Genomic DNA, 19,407 nt, shown 5'->3' on the forward strand with positions numbered 1-19,407 from the left:
GGCTCCGTTAGCCAAAGTCAGGTTATCTGTCACGACGTATTACTCATCCGCAGAGGTTGCAGAAGCGTATTGGCTGCCCCTTCGCAGATGGATAAATAAAGGTTTGCCAGAACAAAAAAGATCGCCGTGTTTAACCCAACTTCTCTCTGATACCCAACGCGATGTGTATGCAGTCAGAGCGAATGTAGCTCACGCTATATTTCAGGAGTGCATCATGAATAGTTTCAGCCAGACCGCGGAAACGGTGCAGAAGCGCACCAATGCCCGCTACTGGATTGTAGTGATGTTATTTATCGTCACCTCATTCAACTACGGTGACCGCGCAACCATCTCGATTGCCGGTTCCGCGATGTCCAAAGATATCGGTCTCGATTCGGTCGGACTTGGCTATATCTTCTCTGCCTTCTCATGGGCGTATGTTATCGGGCAGATTCCGGGTGGCTGGCTGCTCGACCGCTTCGGCTCTAAACGCGTCTATTTCTGGAGCATCTTTACCTGGTCGCTGTTTACGCTGCTGCAGGGTTTCGTGGATATCTTCAGCGGCTTCGGCATCATCATGTCGCTGTTTATCCTGCGTTTCCTGGTCGGTCTGGCTGAAGCGCCCTCCTTCCCCGGCAATAGCCGGATTGTAGCCGCCTGGTTCCCGGCGCAGGAGCGCGGCACGGCGGTAGCGATCTTCAACTCCGCGCAATACTTCGCCACCGTGATCTTTGCACCCATCATGGGCTGGCTGGTCTCTGAAGTGGGCTGGGCGCACGTATTCTGGTTCATGGGCGGCCTGGGCATCATCCTCAGTTTTATCTGGCTGAAAGTGATCCACGATCCCACCGATCATCCCGGCGTGAACAAAGCGGAACTGGCGTATATGGAGCAGGGCGGCGCACTGATTAACATGGATGTTAAAAAGGATACCCGCAAGGTGGGCTGGAGCGAGAAGTGGTTCCAGATCAAGCAGCTGCTGACGTCACGCATGATGCTGGGTATCTACCTTGGTCAGTACTGTGTCAACGCCCTGACTTACTTTTTCATCACCTGGTTCCCGGTCTATCTGGTGCAGGCGCGCGGCATGTCGATTCTCAAAGCGGGCTTTATCGCCTCGGTTCCGGCGGTGTGCGGCTTCCTCGGCGGCGTTCTGGGCGGAGTCATCTCTGACTGGCTGATGCGGAAAACCGGATCGCTGAATATCGCGCGTAAAACGCCAATCGTGCTCGGCATGCTGCTCTCCATTTCGATGGTGATGTGCAACTACACCGAAACCGAATGGATGGTGGTGTTCTTTATGGCACTGGCGTTCTTTGGTAAAGGCATTGGCGCGCTGGGCTGGGCGGTGATGGCCGATACCGCACCGAAAGAGATCAGCGGTCTCAGCGGCGGCCTGTTCAATATGTTCGGTAACTTCTCCGGCATCGTGACCCCTATCGCTATCGGTTACATCATCGCCACCAGTGGTTCCTTTGAAGGTGCGCTGGTCTATGTCGGCATTCATGCTTTTGTCGCAGCCTTCAGCTTCCTGGTCATTGCTGGCGATATTAAACGTGTCGAACTGAAATCCTGGCCCGGTAAGGATGCATCATGAATACGCAACGTTCCCCGGTGATTACTGAAATGCAGGTTATCCCGGTCGCCGGTTACGACAGCATGCTGCTTAATATTGGCGGTGCGCACAACGCCTGTTTTACCCGCAACATTGTGGTGCTAACCGACAGCGCCGGTCACACCGGCGTCGGTGAAGCGCCAGGCGGCGACACCATCTATCAGACGCTGGTGGAGGCAATTCCGCAGGTGAAAGGTCAGCAGATTGCCCGCATGAACCGCCTGGTGCAGCAGGTGCACAAAGGGAATCAGTCGGCTGACTTCACTACCTTTGGCAACGGTGCCTGGACCTTTGAACTGCGCGTCAATGCGGTGGCCGCGCTGGAAGCGGCGCTGCTCGATTTACTGGGGCAGTGTCTGGGCGTCCCTGTGGCTGAACTGCTGGGGCCGGGCAAGCAGCGTGATGAAGTCACGGTGCTGGGCTATCTGTTCTATCTCGGCGACCGTCGCAAAACCGATCTCCCTTATCTCAGTGGCGATCAGGCCAGCCACGACTGGTATCACCTGCGTCATCAGGAAGCGCTGACCAGCGATGCCGTGGTGCGTCTGGCTGAGGCGGCACAGGATAAGTACGGCTTTAAAGATTTCAAGCTCAAAGGTGGCGTGCTCCCCGGCGAGCAGGAGATCGCTACGGCGGCAGCGCTTAAGCAGCGCTTTCCCGGCGCGCGCATCACGGTCGACCCCAACGGTGCCTGGCTGCTGGACGAGGCGATAGCGCTGTGTAAAGGGATGCAGGATGTGCTGAGCTACGCCGAAGATCCCTGTGGAGCAGAGCAGGGCTATTCGGGGCGTGAAGTGATGGCCGAGTTCCGGCGCGCCACCGGCCTGCCGGTCGCGACCAATATGATTGCCACTAACTGGCGCGAGATGAACCACGCGGTGATGCTGAATGCGGTCGATATTCCGCTGGCGGATCCGCACTTCTGGACACTGAGCGGTGCCGTGCGTGTCGCGCAGCTATGCGATGAGTGGGGCCTTACCTGGGGTTGCCACTCCAATAACCACTTCGATATTTCTCTGGCAATGTTCACCCATGTGGGTGCGGCGGCACCGGGCAATCCCACCGCGATTGATACCCACTGGATCTGGCAGGAGGGCGATCAGCGCCTGACCAAAAATCCGCTGCAAATCCGCAACGGAAAAATTGCCGTACCGGATGCACCGGGTCTGGGCATTGAGCTCGACTGGGAGCAGGTAAACAAAGCCCATCAGCTTTATCAGTCACTGCCCGCCGGTGCGCGTAACGACGCGACGGCAATGCAGTATCTGATCCCCGGCTGGACATTTGACCGCAAGCGCCCGGCATTTGGCCGGACAACAGCATAAGGAGCAGGAGATGAGTTCAACACCGAAAGTGACCGCCATGCAGGTTATTCCGGTCGCAGGCTACGACAGCATGCTGCTGAACCTCAGCGGCGCTCACTCGCCATTCTTTACCCGCAACATTGTGATTATCAAAGATAATGCCGGACACACCGGCGTCGGCGAAATTCCAGGCGGCGAGAAAATCCGCCAGACGCTGGAAGATGCCGCCTCGCTGGTGGTCGGCAAAACGCTGGGTGAGTACAAAAATACCCTCAGCCTGGTGCGAAGCACTTTTGCTGACCGTGATGCGAACGGGCGCGGTAACCAGACGTTTGATCTGCGCACCACAATCCATGTGGTGACCGGCATTGAAGCCGCGCTGCTTGATCTGCTGGGCCAGCACCTGGGCGTCAACGTCGCCTCGCTGCTGGGCGACGGGCAGCAGCGCGACAGCGTTGAGATGCTCGGCTACCTGTTCTACATCGGCGACCGCAATAAAACCTCGCTCTCTTATCAGAATCAGCAAGACGATCCGTGCGACTGGTATCGCCTGCGCCACGAAGAGGCATTAACGCCGGATGCGGTAGTGCGCCTGGCAGAAGCGGCTTATGAGAAATATGGCTTTAACGACTTCAAGCTCAAAGGTGGCGTGCTACGCGGCGGTGAAGAGGCCGAAGCGGTCACGGCGCTGGCAAAACGTTTTCCTGAAGCCCGTATTACCCTCGATCCCAACGGGGCCTGGTCGCTCAATGAGGCAATCATGCTCGGCAAACAGCTCAAAGATGTGCTGGCCTACGCAGAAGATCCCTGTGGCGCAGAGCAGGGCTATTCAGGTCGTGAAGTGATGGCGGAGTTCCGTCGTGCGACCGGCATGCCCACCGCCACCAATATGATCGCCACCGACTGGCGGCAGATGGGGCATACCCTGTCGCTGCAGTCGGTGGACATTCCCCTGGCCGATCCGCACTTCTGGACCATGCAGGGCTCCGTGCGGGTGGCGCAGATGTGTCACGACTTCGGCCTGACCTGGGGCTCGCACTCTAACAACCACTTTGATATTTCGCTGGCGATGTTTACCCATGTTGCTGCCGCCGCGCCGGGTGCCATCACCGCTATTGATACCCACTGGATCTGGCAGGAGGGCAATCAGCGCCTGACCAAAGAGCCGTTCCGGATTAAAGGCGGCATGGTGCAGGTGCCGCAGAAGCCGGGTCTTGGCGTAGAGCTGGATATGGATCAGGTGATGCAGGCTAATGCGCTCTATCAGAAGCAGGGGCTGGGCGCGCGTGACGATGCTGAAGCGATGCAATTTTTAGTACCGGGATGGACTTTCGACAATAAGCGTCCGTGCCTGGTACGTTAACCTTTCTGGCTCCCGCCGCGGAGCCACCGTCACAGGAGTTCAACCATGAGTAATGCAGCCTGGCCCAATGGATTTCGTCGTCGCCTGTTAGCGGGCGACACCCTGATTGGCAGCTGGTGTGCGCTGGCCAGTCCGATCTCAACTGAAATCCTGGGGCTGGCCGGTTTCGACTGGCTGGTACTGGATGGCGAACACGCACCCAACGACATCACGACCTTCGTGCCGCAGCTGATGGCACTGAAAGGCAGCCACAGCGCCCCCGTGGTGCGTCCGCCCTGCAACGAGCCGGTGATCATTAAGCGACTGCTGGATATCGGGTTTAATAACTTTCTGGTGCCGTTTGTCGAGACCGAAGAGGAAGCACTGCGTGCGGTCGCCTCAACCCGCTATCCGCCCGCCGGGATTCGCGGTGTCTCGGTATCGCACCGCAGCAACATGTACGGCACGTTGCCGGATTACAACAGCACCATCAATGACAACATCACGGTGCTGGTGCAGATCGAAACCCAGCAGGCAGTCGACAACATTGATGCCATTGCAGCCGTTGACGGCGTCGACGGTATTTTTGTCGGGCCGGGCGATCTTTCCGCTGCACTGGGCTATCTCGGCCAGCCTGCGCATCCTGAAGTGCTGAAAGTGATTAAACACATTTTTGAACGTGCCAGAGCCGCCGGTAAGCCGAGCGGCATTCTGGCACCGGTGGAAGCGGACGCGCGTCGCTATCTGGAGTGGGGTGCCACCTTTGTGGCCGTCGGCAGCGATGTCGGGATGTTCCGCAACGCCTCGCAGGCGTTATGCGACAAATTTAAGCGTTAATCAATCAAGGGGAAACGCAATGAAAATTGGATTCATCGGCCTGGGCATTATGGGCAAACCCATGAGTAAGAATCTGGTAAAAGCCGGTTATTCGCTGGTGGTACGCGATCACAACGCCGAAAACGAAGCAGAGCTGACGGAACTGGGCGCGACCGTGGCGAAAACGCCAAAAGAGGTGGCTGAGCAGTGTGATGTGGTGATTACCATGGTGCCGAACTCGCCGCAGGTGATCGAGGTCTGCCTGGGGAAAAACGGTATCATTGAAGGGGCGAAGCCGGGCCTGGTGGTGATAGACATGAGTTCCATTGCGCCGCTGGCGAGCCGGGAAGTGCATGATGCGCTGGCAGAAAAGCAGATAAAAATGCTGGATGCGCCGGTCAGCGGCGGCGAACCAAAAGCGATTGAAGGCACGCTCTCTGTGATGGTCGGCGGTGATAAAGCCGTGTTCGATTCCTGCTATGACATCATGAAATCCATGGCCGGATCGGTCGTCCATACCGGCGACATCGGTGCAGGTAACGTCACCAAGCTGGCAAACCAGGTGATTGTGGCGCTGAACATTGCGGCAATGTCCGAGGCGCTGTCGCTGGCGACTAAAGCGGGGGTAAATCCGGATCTGGTTTATCAGGCGATTCGCGGTGGGCTGGCGGGCAGCACAGTACTGGATGCCAAAGCGCCGATGGTGATGGATCGCAACTTCAGGCCAGGCTTTCGTATCGACCTGCATATCAAAGATCTGGCGAACGCGCTGGACACGTCGCACAGCATCGGCGCGCATCTGCCGCTGACGGCGGCGGTGATGGAGATGATGCAGGCGCTGCGCAACGATGGACAGGGTAACGCCGACCACAGCGCGCTGGCCTGCTATTATGAGAAGTTAGCGAAGGTTGAAATCGTCCGCTAAAACCCGGTGCCGGTCTCTCCAAACCGGACTGGTCAGGAGCCGTTTTAATTACTCAACTGCGCTCGGATTGCCTATGAAAATCGTAATCGCACCGGATTCATATAAAGAGAGTTTATCCGCCCTGGATGTGGCATCGGCGATTGAAGCGGGTTTCCGTGATATTTTTCCCGATGCGCATTACGTGAAAATACCGGTTGCCGACGGTGGCGAAGGCACGGTAGAAGCGATGGTGGCGGCGACGAAGGGAAAAATCGTCAGGCTGAAGGTGACCGGGCCGCTGGGCACGCAGGTCGACGCCTTTTATGGCTTGTCCGGCGATGAGTCCACTGCTTATATCGAAATGGCAGCGGCTAGCGGACTGGAGCGGGTGCCCGCTTCACAGCGTGACCCGTTGATCACGACCTCATTCGGCACCGGCGAGTTGATCAGACATGCGCTGGATAAGGGCGTCGGTCACATCATCATTGGTATTGGCGGTAGCGCCACCAACGACGGCGGTGCCGGGATGATGCAGGCGCTCGGTGCCCGATTGCTCGACACCCAGGGCAACGAGATTGGTCACGGTGGTGGCGCGCTCTCTCAGCTCGCCAGCATTGATATTGACGCCCTGGATGCCCGCATCCATCAGTGCCGCATTGAAGTGGCCTGTGACGTCACTAATCCGCTGACCGGCAAAGAGGGCGCATCGGCCATTTTCGGTCCGCAGAAAGGGGCGACCCCGGCGCTGGTGCAGCAGCTCGATCAGGCGCTGGCCCATTACGCCGCGATTATCCACCGCGATCTCGACATCGATGTGCTGCATATTCCCGGCGGCGGTGCAGCGGGCGGCATGGGCGCGGCGCTGCACGCCTTCTGTCAGGCGGAGCTGCGGCGCGGCATTGAGATTGTTACTGAGGCGCTGGGGCTGGCTGAAGAAGTCAAAGATGCGGACCTGGTGATTACCGGTGAAGGGCGTATCGACAGCCAGAGTATTAATGGCAAGGTGCCGATTGGGGTCGCCAGCGTGGCAAAGCGTTTTAACAAGCCGGTGATTGGCATCGCCGGAAGCCTGACGGCAGATGTCGGCGTGGTGCATCAGCATGGGATTGATGCGGTATTCAGCGTGCTTTACAGCGTCTGTACGCTGGATGAGGCACTCGCGAATGCCGGAAAGAATGTTGAGATGACGGCGCGTAATGTGGCCGCGACGCTAAAACTGGCCGGATTTCACTGACTGTTATGATATCCGGCCAGGCAATGCGAGCCTGATAGTCCTGACGGTGATGCTGGCGGTAAACATAGTTTTACGGCATCAGCCCTTTACCCCGGGGACAGGTGCGTCAGCGGAAGCTAAAGCTCCTGCCGGTTAGGGTTTGCGCGTATAGCTGGCGTGGCAACAGGCCGGTCAGACCTCCCCGAACCCCAACAGTCGCCGGGCTTCTCTGGCAACGTTCTCCATCTCATCCTGCAGCTCCAGTAGTTCCGGCTCCAGCGCGGCGATATCGCTGGCCTCCAGCAATCCTCGTTCCAGCTGATGACAAAGTTGCTTCATGCGCGGCACGCCGCTGTAGCTGGCACTGCCGTGCAGCTTGTGAATAATTTCACGCAGGGCGTTGACCTCATTGGTCGTCATAAACTGCGCCATCTTCGCATGCACTTCCGGTAAAAACTCCAGCAGCATTCGCAGCAGATCGCGCGCCAGCTCGGGTTTGTTTGCCGCCTGTCGCAGCGCCAGCTGCCAGTCCAGCGTCGGTAATATTGGCTGCAGTTCAGGCAGGGAGACCACCGGCGGCGGCGTATAGCGCGCCAGCAGCTGTCTCAGCTTGCTCTCATCAATCGGCTTGGCAAGATAGTCATTCATACCCGCCTTGATCAGCTGTTCACGCTCGCCATCAATGGCATGTGCGGTCACCGCCACAATCGGTGTATTTGCGTGATGCGGCAGCCCCCGGATAATTTCACTGGCGCGAATGCCATCAATCTCAGGCATCTGAATATCCATCAGAATCACATCCAGCGACTGCTGACGCGCTTCACGGATGGCGTGTTCTGCGCTGCTGCATAGCAGGATGTTCTGCACCTGCTCCTCCAGCAGCGCGCCAATCAGCTTGAGGTTGGCCGGGTTATCATCCACTGCCATCACCGTCAGCGGCAGTCGCGGTGACAGCGGCAGTTCGCTGACCTGGCGGGTATGGAGATCCAGTAACATCGGCAGAAGCCGCGTCAGAGAGATCGGCTTAGCGATGCAGCCGTCAATGCCGCGTACCTTTAGTTCATCAGCCAGCAACATCATCGGGCTGGGAAGGGCCATCAGCACGTTGTCTGCCCGATCAAGCAGCCCATTGATCAGGCGCTCATTAAGCAGTTCAGGCTGGCTGAAACCGACCGGCATCGCCATCAGCAGCAGCGGATAGTGAGACGCTTTTAGTCCCTCCAGCGTTTCGCTGTAGTCGATCTGCAATGGGGTAGCGCTCAGCATCTCCAGCGCGGCGCTGGCAACGTTAGCATCCGCTTCCACATAGGCAATGCGCGCATGGGACAGCGCATCCAGCACGCGAGGCATACCGGGCGCATTAGGATTGAGATCCAGCTGTACGCGAATCACAAAGGTCGACCCCTGATCCGGCTGGCTGCTGAAGGTGATTTCACCTCCCATCTCTCGCACCAGCTTCTGAGTGATGACCAGACCCAGCCCGGTGCCGCCATGGCGGCGCGTAATGCTGGCGTCAGCCTGACGAAACGCCTGGAACAGCTGTGTCTGCTGCTGCTCAGAGATGCCGATGCCGGTGTCCTCAACCTGAATCTCCAGCTCGACGCGTGACTGGGTAATCACCCGCTGTCCGACGCGCAGGCCGATGTAACCCTGCTCGGTAAACTTAATGGCGTTACCAATCAGGTTGATCAGAATCTGTTGCAGGCGCAGCGCATCGCCAATCACGTTATCCGGCACGCTGCTGTCACACACCACCGTCAGCTCCAGCCCCTTTTCATGTGCCGACGGTGCCAGCAGCACCAGGGTCTCATCCAGCGTGGCGCGCAGCGGGAAGGGGATCGCCTCCAGCATCAGCTTGCCCGCTTCCAGCTTCGAAAAATCGAGCACGTCGTTGATAATACTAAGCAGGTTATTGGCTGAGCGTTCAATGGTTTGCATATAGTCGCGTTGGGTGGTGCGCAGCTGGGTTTTCAGCATCTGTCGGGTAAAGCCCAGTACGCCATTGAGCGGCGTTCGCAGCTCATGCGACATATTGGCCAGAAACTCAGATTTAATACGCGCCGCCTCCTGCGCGCGTTTCTTCGCCAGATCCAGTTCAACATTCTGAATTTCCAGCTGCTCCAGCGTCTCTCTTAAATCCCAGGTTGCCTGGTCGATATTGTGCTGCATCTCTTCGTGATAGGCGGTCAGCGACATCGCCATCGCGTTAATGCCGTTTTTCAGAATGTTGAGTTCACCCAGCATGTAGCCCTCAACGCGGCTGTCGAGCTGGCCGCGACGGATACGGTCAACGGTGGTAACCATATTGCGGATCGGGCCGGTGACATCGCGCATCAGACGATAAGCAAACAGCATGGCAAGACAAAGGCAGAAGAGCAGCATCAGCGTGGCAACAAACACCTCTTTGTACTGCTGCAGGCGCACCGACTGCATATCAAGTTCAATCGCAACATAGCCCAGCGGATTGCCCGCTGGCTTGGCATCTTCATCCGGTAATTCATCCACATCGTAACGCTCGGAGGTAATCGGCGTACGCAGAATTAATAGGCTGCCGTGGCGCTCCATTGAGACATCGTCAGGCAGGGCGCGGATATCATCCTGTTGCAGCAGGCTGAGATTTTGCTTGTGGTTAGAGGTGACATAGAGCTGATTGTGATTGTCAAACACCGAGATGGCCCGGACGATGCTGGAATGGCGGCGATGCAGCAGGCTGACCAGTTCACGCATGGCATCCCGGTTGTGCCACGTCATGCTGTATTCGCTGGAGATCGCCAGGGGTTCGATGATGTTAGCCCCGGCATCGATCACCTGGCGCTGTAGCTCATTGTAGCGATGCACCACAAAAAATGAGCTGAGCAGCAGGCCAACCATCAGCGTGGGTGCCAGAATTAAAATCATCATTCGCGCCCGCAGGCTGTATTTGGTCATAATAGTCGCCTGGCTACTCCGGCATTAACGTCCCTGTGCATGCTGTCGACAAAACGATGCAGGCCGTTTTCGATAAAGAGAATGAATAACACTATGGCGCAATTCTACGTTGCAAAACAGCGCGTGACGACGCAACAACGGATCACGGTCACCATTGAGGAGCTCGATCCGTTCGGTCAGGGGGTGGCGCGCCACAAGGGCAAAACCCTTTTTGTCACAGGTGCTCTGCCGGGTGAACAGGCGGAGGTCGTGCTGACAGAGGATAAACGTCAATTTGCCCGTGCGAAAGTGACACGACTGATTAGCCGCAGCCCGGAGCGCGTCACGCCGCGCTGTCCGCATTACGATCGCTGCGGCGGCTGCCAGCAGCAGCATGCCGATGTGGCGCTGCAACAGCAGAGCAAATCCCAGGCGCTGAGCCGGATGCTGAGCCAGGCCGCAGTACAGAACGTGGCCATAGATGAGGTGATCGCCGGTCAGTCCTGGGGCTACCGCCGTCGTGCCCGTCTGGGTCTGCAATGGCAAAATAAAGCGCAACGCTTACAGATGGGTTTCCGCCAGGAAGCCAGCAACGATCTGGTCGATATTCAGCACTGCCCCGTTTTAGTGCCCGAACTTGAAGCGTTACTGGTTCCGCTGCACCAATGCCTCAATGCGTTGCGCGCCGTCAGGCGTCTCGGACATGTGGAACTGGTGCTGGCGGATAACGGCCCGCTGATGATCCTGCGCCATCTTGATGCGCTGCATCCGGACGATCGTGAAAAACTGGAACAGTTTTCGCATAAGCATCAGCTGATGCTGTTCCTGGATGCGGGTGAAGAAGCATTGACCGCGTTAAGCGAGTGGATGCCGTTTTATCAATCTCACCAGCTTAAGCTAACCTTCAGTCCACAGGATTTTATTCAGGTTAACGATGGTGTTAATCAGCAGATGGTTGCGAAGGCGATCGCCTGGCTCGATCTGCAACCGGAAGACCGGGTTCTGGATCTGTTTTGCGGCATGGGAAACTTCACACTTCCTATAGGAATCTTCGTACAAAATGTGGTTGGTGTGGAGGGGATTGCAGCATTAGTGCGGCAGGCAGCGTATAATGCTGATTTGAATAATCTTAAAAATGTCAGTTTCTTTCAGCATAATCTGGAAGAAGAGGTGTCGCGCCAGCCGTGGGCGGCACAGGGATTTAACAAGGTATTACTCGATCCGGCACGCGCCGGGGCTGCGGGCGTCATGGCGCATGTGATTAAACTTGCACCAGAACGCGTGGTCTATGTTTCGTGTAATCCCACAACACTCGCCCGCGACAGCCAGACATTGCTGTCGGCAGGCTACCAATTGGAAAGGGTCGCGATGCTGGATATGTTCCCACATACCCGTCATCTCGAATCCATGGTGCTGTTCAGAAAAACATAAGCGATGAATGTCGTTGTGCAGGAGAGGTTATGGTTGCGGTCAGAAGTGCGCATTTAAATACTGAGGGGGATTTCGCCCTCGACCAGTGGATCGCCAGTCTCGGTATTGCCAACCCGCAATCCTGTCAACGCGTTGCTGAGACCTGGCGCTACTGCGAAGCGCAGACGCAGGGCCATCCCGATCAGTCGCTGCTCCTGTGGCGCGGTATCGAGATGGTGGAAATCCTCTCGATGCTCAGCATGGATATTGAAAGCCTCTGTGCGGCGCTGATTTTCCCGCTGGCTAACGATGAAGTGGTGAGTGAAGAGGAGCTGGAAACCGCCGTCGGTAAAGGCATCGTTTCGCTGGTACACGGCGTGCGCGATATGGACGCCATCCGGCAGCTGAAAGCGATCCACAACGACTCTATGGCCTCTGAACAGGTCGATAACGTCCGCCGCATGCTGCTGGCGATGGTGGAAGATTTCCGCTGCGTGGTGCTCAAGCTGGCCGAACGCATCATGAACCTGCGCGAAATGAAAGATGCGCCGGAAGATGAGCGGGTGCTGGCCGCCAAAGAGAGCACCAACATCTATGCGCCCCTGGCCAACCGTCTCGGTATCGGTCAGCTCAAATGGGAGCTGGAAGATTACTGCTTCCGCTATCTGCATCCCGACGAATACAAGCATATCGCCCGGTTACTGCATGAGCGGCGTATCGACCGCGAGCAGTATATCGACAACTTCGTCAGCAACCTGCGCAAAGAGATGGCTAAAGAGGGCGTGCGCGCCGAGGTCTACGGTCGTCCGAAACATATCTACAGCATCTGGCGTAAGATGCAGAAAAAGTCGCTGGCCTTTGATGAACTGTTTGACGTGCGGGCGGTGCGCATCGTGGCCGATCGCCTGCAGGATTGCTACGGCGCGCTGGGCACGGTGCATACGCTCTATCGCCATCTGCCCAGCGAGTTTGATGACTACGTCGCTAACCCGAAACCCAACGGCTATCAGTCGATTCATACCGTGGTGTTAGGCCCGCAGGGCAAAACGGTGGAAATCCAGATCCGTACCCGCCAGATGCATGAAGATGCCGAGCTGGGCGTGGCGGCGCACTGGAAATATAAAGAGGGACCAACCTCCAGCAGCGCGCGCGGCGCAGCGGGTCATGAAGAGCGTATCGCCTGGCTGCGTAAGCTGATTAGCTGGCAGGAAGAGATGGCCGACTCCGGCGAGCTGCTGGAAGAGGTCCGCAGTCAGGTGTTCGATGACCGGGTCTACGTCTTTACGCCGAAAGGTGACGTGGTGGATCTGCCGGCCGGTTCGACGCCGCTCGACTTCGCCTACCATATCCACAGTGATATCGGTCACCGCTGCATCGGTGCAAAAATCGGTGGCCGCATCGTGCCGTTCACCTATCAGCTGCAGATGGGCGATCAGGTTGAAGTGATCACCCAGAAACAGCCGAACCCGAGCCGCGACTGGCTCAACCCTAATCTGGGCTATATCACCACCAGCCGTGGACGCTCGAAGATCCACAACTGGTTCCGCAAGCAGGATCGCGACAAGAACATTATCGCCGGACGGCAGATTCTGGATAACGAACTGAATCAGCTCGATATCAGCCTGCGCGAAGCGGAAAAACTGCTGCTGCCGCGCTACAACGTGACCTCACTGGAAGAGCTGCTGGCGGCGATTGGCGGCGGTGATATTCGTCTTAACCAGATGGTGAACTTCCTGCAGGCGAAGCTCAACAAGCCGAGTGCGGAAGAGGAAGATCGCGAAGCGCTGCGCCAGCTGACCCAGAAATCCTACTCGCAGCCCGCGCGCAAAGAGAGTGGACGCGTGGTCGTCGAGGGCGTGGGCAATCTGATGCACCACATTGCCCGCTGCTGTCAGCCGATTCCGGGCGATGACATTGTGGGCTTCATTACCCAGGGGCGCGGCATCTCAATTCACCGCGCCGACTGCGACCAGCTCTCTGAACTGATTTCACATGCGCCGGAACGTATCGTCGATGCCGTGTGGGGCGAGAGCTACTCCAGTGGATACTCACTGGTGGTGCGCGTCACCGCCAACGATCGCAGCGGTTTGCTGCGTGACATCACCACCATTCTCGCCAACGAAAAAGTGAATGTACTGGGTGTCTCAAGCCGCAGCGACACGAAAAAGCAGCTGGCGACTATCGACATGGATATTGAGATCTACAACCATCAGGTACTGGGACGTGTTCTGGCGCGCCTGAACCAGGTCTCTGATATCATTGACGCCCGCCGCCTGCACTGATTGTCAGTCAGGCCCAGCGGCAACCGGCAGCGTGCGGTTGCGCGGGCGCAATCTGCACCCCAGGGCGCTGACGGACGTGCGTTACTGCATCCGTCAGCGCCTGCCATGCGCCTCTCTGTTTCCTGTCATCTGACCATCAATCAAGGATCCACCCGAATGAACGCTATTGAGCGCCTGCTTGGCATCATGAAAACCCTGCGCGATCCCCAGCATGGCTGCCCGTGGGATCGTGAACAGACCTTCACCTCTATCGCGCCCTATACGCTGGAAGAGACCTATGAAGTGCTGGACGCCATTCAGCGCGAAGATTTTGACGATCTGCGCGGTGAACTGGGCGATCTGCTGTTTCAGGTGGTGTTTTATGCGCAGATGGCCAGCGAACAGGAGCGCTTTAATTTTGAGGATATCTGTCACGCCATCAGTGACAAGCTGGAGCGCCGTCATCCGCACATTTTTGGCGATGCCAGGGCAGAAACCAGCAGCGACGTGCTGAAAAACTGGGAAGCGATTAAAACCGCCGAGCGGGCTGATAAAGCGCAGCATTCGGCGCTGGACGATATCCCTAAAGCATTGCCCGCACTGATGCGCGCCCATAAGATTCAGAAACGCTGTCACAATGTGGGATTTGACTGGACCACGCTGGGGCCGGTAGTGGCAAAAGTGCATGAAGAGATTGATGAAGTGATGCACGAAGCGCAGCAAAGCGTGGTGGACAGCGAAAAGCTGGAAGAGGAAATTGGTGACCTGCTGTTCGCCACCGTTAACCTGTCGCGTCATCTTGGCAGCAAAGCGGAAACGGCGCTGCAAAAGGCGAATGATAAGTTCGAGCGCCGGTTTCGCGAAGTCGAAGCGATCATCGCAGCACAGGGATTAAGCATGCCGGGTGCCACGCTGGAGCAGATGGAAGCGGCCTGGCAGCAGGTAAAACAGGGCGAAAAAAGCTGATTATTCCAGCGCTGTGCATAAAATCGCCACATGTGCTTACTCGTTTCAGCGCGGCAATAACTTTGTGACGCACATCAACATTTCATGGGCAGCTATCGGCTATGTTATGACGCAGCAATGCGTTGGAGGATGGCTGTGATTCATCAATTGTGGCTGATAGCGGTTTCCAGTATACTGTTTTCCCGTCCTGGTTATTCCACCGTCTTTAAACCTAAACTCTCAGGTTCAGCATGACAACGAATTATATTTTTGTGACCGGCGGGGTCGTTTCCTCTCTGGGTAAAGGCATTGCCGCCGCCTCCCTCGCAGCCATTCTCGAAGCTCGTGGTCTGAACGTGACCATCATGAAGCTGGACCCGTATATCAACGTAGATCCAGGCACCATGAGCCCGACCCAGCACGGCGAAGTTTTCGTCACTGATGACGGCGCTGAAACCGATCTGGATCTGGGTCACTACGAGCGTTTCATCCGCACCAAAATGTCGCGTCGTAACAACTTCACCACAGGCCGTATCTACTCAGAAGTCCTGCGCAAAGAGCGCCGTGGCGACTATCTGGGCGCAACCATTCAGGTTATCCCGCACATCACCAACGCCATCAAAGAGCGCATTATTGAAGGCGGTGAAGGTCATGATGTGGTGCTGGTCGAAATCGGCGGCACGGTAGGGGATATCGAATCGCTGCCGTTCCTGGAAGCGATTCGCCAGATGGCCGTGGATGTGGGTCGCGAACACACCATGTATATGCACCTGACGCTGGTCCCGTACATGGCGGCGGCGGGTGAAGTGAAAACCAAGCCGACTCAGCACTCCGTAAAAGAGCTGCTGTCGATTGGTATCCAGCCAGATGTGCTGATTTGCCGTTCTGACCGTGCCGTACCGGCCAACGAACGTGCCAAAATCGCCCTGTTCTGTAACGTCCCTGAAAAAGCGGTTATCTCGCTGAAAGACGTTGACTCCATCTATAAGATTCCTGGCATGCTCAAGTCGCAGGGCCTGGATGACTATATCTGCAAGCGCTTCAACCTGAATGCACCGGAAGCCAACCTGGCCGAGTGGGAGCAGGTAATCTACGAAGAAGCCAATCCGGGTGGTGAAGTCACCATCGGTATGGTGGGCAAGTATGTTGAGCTGCCGGATGCCTACAAGTCCGTCATCGAAGCGCTGAAACATGGCGGCCTGAAAAATCGCGTCACCGTGAACATCAAACTGATCGATTCGCAGGATGTAGAATCCCGCGGAGTCGAATTACTGAAAGATCTGGATGCGATTCTGATCCCGGGCGGCTTCGGCTACCGTGGTGTGGAAGGCAAGCTGATGACCGCGCAGTACGCACGTGAAAACAACGTGCCGTACCTCGGCATCTGCCTGGGCATGCAGGTTGCGCTGATGGAGTTTGCGCGCAATGTCGCCGGGATGCCGGGCGCCAACTCCACCGAATTTGTGCCAGACTGTAAATACCCGGTGGTGGCGTTAATCACCGAATGGCGCGACGAAGAAGGCAACGTCGAAGTCCGCAGCGAGCAGAGCGATCTGGGCGGCACCATGCGTCTGGGCAGCCAGCAGTGTCAGTTAACGCCGGGCAGCCAGGTTCGCCAGCTCTACGGCTCTGACACCATCGTTGAGCGCCATCGCCACCGCTATGAAGTGAACAATATGCTGTTAAAGCAGATTGAAGCAGCCGGTCTGCGCGTAGCAGGTCGCTCTGGTGATGATCAACTGGTTGAGATTATCGAGATCCCGAACCATCCGTGGTTTGTGGCCTGCCAGTTCCACCCTGAGTTTACCTCGACCCCACGCGACGGCCATCCGTTGTTTGCCGGCTTTGTTAAAGCCGCGCATGAGCATCAGAAGCGTTTAGCGAAGTAAGTTTCACAGACAACGCGCGAACTTTTCGCGCGTTGTCTGTCTTAGGATTGACTAACTTGTACTGAGGAAAATCGTAATGTCCAAAATCGTAAAAGTCATCGGTCGCGAAATTATCGACTCACGTGGTAACCCGACTGTTGAAGCTGAAGTGCATCTGGAAGGCGGTTTTGTAGGCCTGGCCGCTGCGCCATCAGGTGCCTCTACCGGTTCACGCGAAGCGCTGGAACTGCGTGACGGTGACAAATCACGTTTCCTGGGCAAAGGCGTAACCAAAGCCGTTGCTGCAGTAAATGGTCCGATTGCTGAAGCGGTAAAAGGCAAAGACGCGAAAGATCAGGCGAACATCGATAAGATCATGATCGACCTGGACGGTACTGAGAACAAATCTAACTTCGGTGCTAACGCCATTCTGGCTGTGTCACTGGCAGCAGCTAAAGCAGCTGCAGCTTCTAAAGGTCAGGCGCTGTATGAGCACATCGCTGAGCTGAACGGCACCCCAGGCAAATACTCTATGCCACTGCCTATGATGAACATCATCAACGGTGGCGAACATGCCGACAATAACGTCGACATCCAGGAATTCATGATCCAGCCGGTTGGCGCTTCTAACGTTAAAGAAGCTATCCGTATGGGTTCTGAAGTATTCCACAACCTGGCAAAAGTGCTGAAAAGCAAAGGCATGAGCACGGCAGTCGGTGACGAAGGCGGCTACGCGCCTAACCTGGGTTCCAACGCCGAAGCGCTGGCGGTTATCGCTGAAGCGGTAAAAGCAGCAGGCTACGAGCTGGGCAAAGACATCACCCTGGCGATGGACTGTGCGGCATCTGAGTTCTACAAAGATGGCAAATATGTTCTGGCCGGTGAAGGCGGTAAAGCGTTCACTTCTGAAGAGTTCACCCACTTCCTGGAAGATCTGACTAAACAGTATCCGATCGTCTCTATCGAAGATGGCCTGGACGAATCTGACTGGGACGGCTTTGCTTACCAGACCAAAGTGCTGGGCGATAAAATCCAGCTGGTGGGCGACGACCTGTTCGTAACCAACACCAAAATCCTGAAAGAAGGTATCGATAAAGGTATCGCTAACTCCATTCTGATCAAATTCAACCAGATCGGTTCTCTGACCGAAACCCTGGCTGCGATCAAAATGGCGAAAGATGCGGGCTACACTGCCGTGATCTCTCACCGTTCAGGCGAAACTGAAGATGCCACCATCGCTGACCTGGCGGTAGGTACTGCAGCGGGCCAGATCAAAACGGGTTCAATGAGCCGTTCTGACCGTGTTGCTAAGTACAACCAGCTGATCCGTATCGAAGAAGCGCTGGGTTCTAAAGCGCCATTCAACGGTCTGAAAGAAGTTAAAGGTCAGTAATGACCCTGTGCTGATGGCGCGTTAAGCGGCATCGCATACGCTGAAAGCCCCGCCTTGTGCGGGGCTTTTGCTTTTTCGTGTCGCGCAGCTGTTGTTGTGCGGTACACGCTGGCATAATCAGCGCCCCGATTTATCCAGGCGAGTAAAAAATGTTCTACCCGATTAACGAAATGTTCCAGACGCTGCAGGGCGAAGGTTATTACACCGGCGTGCCTGCCATTTTCATCCGCCTGCAGGGCTGCCCGGTGGGCTGTAGCTGGTGCGATACCAAACACACCTGGGAAAAGCGGGCAGATCGCGAAACGTCGCTGGGCGATATTTTGATCAAAACGGTGGAGAGCGACGCCTGGGGCGATGCCGATGCAGCGACCCTGCTTCGTACCATCGAACAGCAGTGCTGGACGGCGCGTCATGTGGTGATCACCGGTGGCGAACCGGCGATTTACGACCTGCGTCCGTTAACCACGATTCTGGAACAGCACGGTTTCCAGTGTCAGATTGAGACCAGCGGCACTCACGAGATCCACTGCTCCGAACAGACCTGGGTCACTGTTTCGCCGAAGGTCAACATGCGCGGCGGCTACGATGTGCTGCCCCAGGCGCTGAGCCGGGCCGATGAAATTAAACATCCGGTGGCGCGTCAGCGTGATGTGGACGCACTGGATGGGCTGCTGGCGGGGATTAATGACACCAAAAGCCGAATCATCGCTCTGCAGCCTATCAGCCGCAAAGACGATGCTACCCGACTCTGCATTGAGACCTGCATTGCCCGCAACTGGCGTCTGTCGATGCAGACCCATAAATATCTCAATATCGCCTGATAAAGAGTGTGCTGAGCGGTTAACCACAGGGAAGGGGCTTGATGCGGGATGGAAGCGAAACAGCGTCGGATCGAAAGGCTCGATCCGACAGGCTTAGCCGCGGTAAACGCAGCCTGCGGTGCAGGTTTCTTTGATCATGACCGCGCTTAACAGCGGCAGTTGCGGCTTCATCTGATCCCAGATCCATTTTGCCAGCACTTCGCTGGTGGGATTTTCCAGGCCAGGAATATCATTCAGATAGTAGTGGTCCAGCCGATTGTACAGAGGCTTAAACGCCGCTTTCAGTTCAGCAAAATCCATAACCCAGCCGGTATGCGCATCCACTTCGCCGGTAATCTCCAGACGAACCAGGAACGAATGACCGTGCAGACGGCCACATTTGTGTCCGGCCGGCACATTCGGAAGATGGTGCGCGGCTTCGAACTGGAACTCTTTAAACAAGGTGGTAGACATAGTGGTTCTCAGACATTAAAAAACCGCTGAATTCTACCTGATTACCGCTTTTTTCGCACCCGCGCCGCACAAAGCGATACTTTCACATCCGATTGCCGGATCGTGTCCAGCTAATTAACTGATAAATCACCCGTTTACTTACCAGTTTTAACGATTACCTCTACCAGAAAAACCAC

Annotated in this window: 14 protein-coding genes; 12 read left to right on the forward strand and 2 right to left on the reverse strand. The window is 56.5% G+C overall.

Going from position 1 to position 19,407, the window contains the following annotated elements; translation table 11 throughout:
* Window positions 1-214: 214 nt before the first annotated feature.
* From F3I44_RS06285 to F3I44_RS06310, 6 genes are all read left to right on the forward strand, one after another.
* A complete protein-coding gene (locus F3I44_RS06285; RefSeq protein ID WP_150014664.1) occupies window positions 215-1,576 on the forward strand; it encodes an MFS transporter in 1,362 nt (453 codons plus the stop codon).
* Entirely contained in the window at window positions 1,573-2,919 is a 1,347-nt protein-coding gene (locus F3I44_RS06290; protein WP_150014662.1) for an enolase C-terminal domain-like protein, read from the forward strand. Before F3I44_RS06285 ends, F3I44_RS06290 begins: the two co-directional genes overlap by 4 nt.
* Before the next feature lie 10 nt (window positions 2,920-2,929).
* Window positions 2,930-4,261: a glucarate dehydratase gene (gene gudD / locus F3I44_RS06295; protein ID WP_150014660.1), complete on the forward strand. Its 1,332-nt coding sequence runs from the start codon at window positions 2,930-2,932 to the stop codon at window positions 4,259-4,261.
* Window positions 4,262-4,306: 45 nt separating this feature from the next.
* A complete protein-coding gene (garL, locus tag F3I44_RS06300) occupies window positions 4,307-5,077 on the forward strand; it encodes a 2-dehydro-3-deoxyglucarate aldolase (protein WP_150014658.1) in 771 nt (256 codons plus the stop codon).
* A gap of 19 nt (window positions 5,078-5,096) precedes the next feature.
* Window positions 5,097-5,981 carry a 2-hydroxy-3-oxopropionate reductase gene (gene garR, locus F3I44_RS06305; protein WP_150014656.1) on the forward strand — a complete coding sequence of 295 codons (885 nt, stop codon included), beginning with the start codon at window positions 5,097-5,099 and terminating at the stop codon, window positions 5,979-5,981.
* 73 nt (window positions 5,982-6,054) lie between these two features.
* The gene (locus F3I44_RS06310; protein ID WP_150014654.1) at window positions 6,055-7,194 is read left to right on the forward strand and encodes a glycerate kinase; all 1,140 of its coding nucleotides are present in this window, start codon (window positions 6,055-6,057) and stop codon (window positions 7,192-7,194) included.
* A gap of 171 nt (window positions 7,195-7,365) precedes the next feature.
* On the opposite strand, the gene barA is transcribed toward F3I44_RS06310, so the two are convergent.
* Window positions 7,366-10,101 carry a two-component sensor histidine kinase BarA gene (barA, locus tag F3I44_RS06315; protein ID WP_150014652.1) on the reverse strand — a complete coding sequence of 912 codons (2,736 nt, stop codon included), beginning with the start codon at window positions 10,099-10,101 and terminating at the stop codon, window positions 7,366-7,368.
* 93 nt (window positions 10,102-10,194) lie between these two features.
* Here barA and rlmD point away from each other — a divergent pair, with 93 nt between their 5' ends.
* The 6 genes from rlmD to queE all read left to right on the forward strand — a co-directional run bounded on the left by rlmD (window position 10,195) and on the right by queE (window position 18,778).
* Complete coding sequence (rlmD, locus tag F3I44_RS06320; protein WP_150014650.1) at window positions 10,195-11,511, forward strand: 23S rRNA (uracil(1939)-C(5))-methyltransferase RlmD; 1,317 nt, start codon at window positions 10,195-10,197, stop codon at window positions 11,509-11,511.
* Between the two features lie 29 nt (window positions 11,512-11,540).
* The gene (gene relA / locus F3I44_RS06325) at window positions 11,541-13,772 is read left to right on the forward strand and encodes a GTP diphosphokinase (protein ID WP_150014648.1); all 2,232 of its coding nucleotides are present in this window, start codon (window positions 11,541-11,543) and stop codon (window positions 13,770-13,772) included.
* Between the two features lie 156 nt (window positions 13,773-13,928).
* A complete protein-coding gene (gene mazG / locus F3I44_RS06330) occupies window positions 13,929-14,717 on the forward strand; it encodes a nucleoside triphosphate pyrophosphohydrolase (RefSeq protein ID WP_150014646.1) in 789 nt (262 codons plus the stop codon).
* A 230-nt stretch (window positions 14,718-14,947) separates the two neighbouring features.
* On the forward strand, window positions 14,948-16,585 hold the full coding sequence (pyrG, locus tag F3I44_RS06335; RefSeq protein ID WP_013358881.1) for a glutamine hydrolyzing CTP synthase: 1,638 nt from the start codon (window positions 14,948-14,950) through the stop codon (window positions 16,583-16,585).
* A gap of 76 nt (window positions 16,586-16,661) precedes the next feature.
* Window positions 16,662-17,957, forward strand: a complete 1,296-nt coding sequence (gene eno / locus F3I44_RS06340) for a phosphopyruvate hydratase (protein ID WP_013358880.1) — start codon at window positions 16,662-16,664, stop codon at window positions 17,955-17,957.
* Window positions 17,958-18,106: 149 nt separating this feature from the next.
* The gene (gene queE / locus F3I44_RS06345; protein ID WP_150014644.1) at window positions 18,107-18,778 is read left to right on the forward strand and encodes a 7-carboxy-7-deazaguanine synthase QueE; all 672 of its coding nucleotides are present in this window, start codon (window positions 18,107-18,109) and stop codon (window positions 18,776-18,778) included.
* A gap of 93 nt (window positions 18,779-18,871) precedes the next feature.
* Here the strand turns inward: queE and queD are convergent, their stop codons facing one another.
* Window positions 18,872-19,231 carry a 6-carboxytetrahydropterin synthase QueD gene (gene queD, locus F3I44_RS06350; protein ID WP_013358878.1) on the reverse strand — a complete coding sequence of 120 codons (360 nt, stop codon included), beginning with the start codon at window positions 19,229-19,231 and terminating at the stop codon, window positions 18,872-18,874.
* Window positions 19,232-19,407: the final 176 nt, after the last annotated feature.

This window comes from Pantoea sp. F_5, from assembly GCF_008631595.1.
Lineage (GTDB): Bacteria > Pseudomonadota > Gammaproteobacteria > Enterobacterales > Enterobacteriaceae > Pantoea > Pantoea gossypiicola.

What these genes read in the sequence shown, in the direction of transcription:
- gudD (WP_150014660.1), top strand. Translation starts at nt 2,930, where the DNA reads ATGAGTTCAACACCGAAAGTGACCGCCATGCAGGTTATTCCGGTCGCA.
- pyrG (WP_013358881.1), top strand. Translation starts at nt 14,948, where the DNA reads ATGACAACGAATTATATTTTTGTGACCGGCGGGGTCGTTTCCTCTCTG.
- barA (WP_150014652.1), bottom strand. Translation starts at nt 10,101, where the DNA reads ATGACCAAATACAGCCTGCGGGCGCGAATGATGATTTTAATTCTGGCA.
- queD (WP_013358878.1), bottom strand. Translation starts at nt 19,231, where the DNA reads ATGTCTACCACCTTGTTTAAAGAGTTCCAGTTCGAAGCCGCGCACCAT.
- relA (WP_150014648.1), top strand. Translation starts at nt 11,541, where the DNA reads ATGGTTGCGGTCAGAAGTGCGCATTTAAATACTGAGGGGGATTTCGCC.
- rlmD (WP_150014650.1), top strand. Translation starts at nt 10,195, where the DNA reads ATGGCGCAATTCTACGTTGCAAAACAGCGCGTGACGACGCAACAACGG.
- F3I44_RS06290 (WP_150014662.1), top strand. Translation starts at nt 1,573, where the DNA reads ATGAATACGCAACGTTCCCCGGTGATTACTGAAATGCAGGTTATCCCG.
- queE (WP_150014644.1), top strand. Translation starts at nt 18,107, where the DNA reads ATGTTCTACCCGATTAACGAAATGTTCCAGACGCTGCAGGGCGAAGGT.
- F3I44_RS06310 (WP_150014654.1), top strand. Translation starts at nt 6,055, where the DNA reads ATGAAAATCGTAATCGCACCGGATTCATATAAAGAGAGTTTATCCGCC.
- garL (WP_150014658.1), top strand. Translation starts at nt 4,307, where the DNA reads ATGAGTAATGCAGCCTGGCCCAATGGATTTCGTCGTCGCCTGTTAGCG.
- F3I44_RS06285 (WP_150014664.1), top strand. Translation starts at nt 215, where the DNA reads ATGAATAGTTTCAGCCAGACCGCGGAAACGGTGCAGAAGCGCACCAAT.
- garR (WP_150014656.1), top strand. Translation starts at nt 5,097, where the DNA reads ATGAAAATTGGATTCATCGGCCTGGGCATTATGGGCAAACCCATGAGT.
- mazG (WP_150014646.1), top strand. Translation starts at nt 13,929, where the DNA reads ATGAACGCTATTGAGCGCCTGCTTGGCATCATGAAAACCCTGCGCGAT.
- eno (WP_013358880.1), top strand. Translation starts at nt 16,662, where the DNA reads ATGTCCAAAATCGTAAAAGTCATCGGTCGCGAAATTATCGACTCACGT.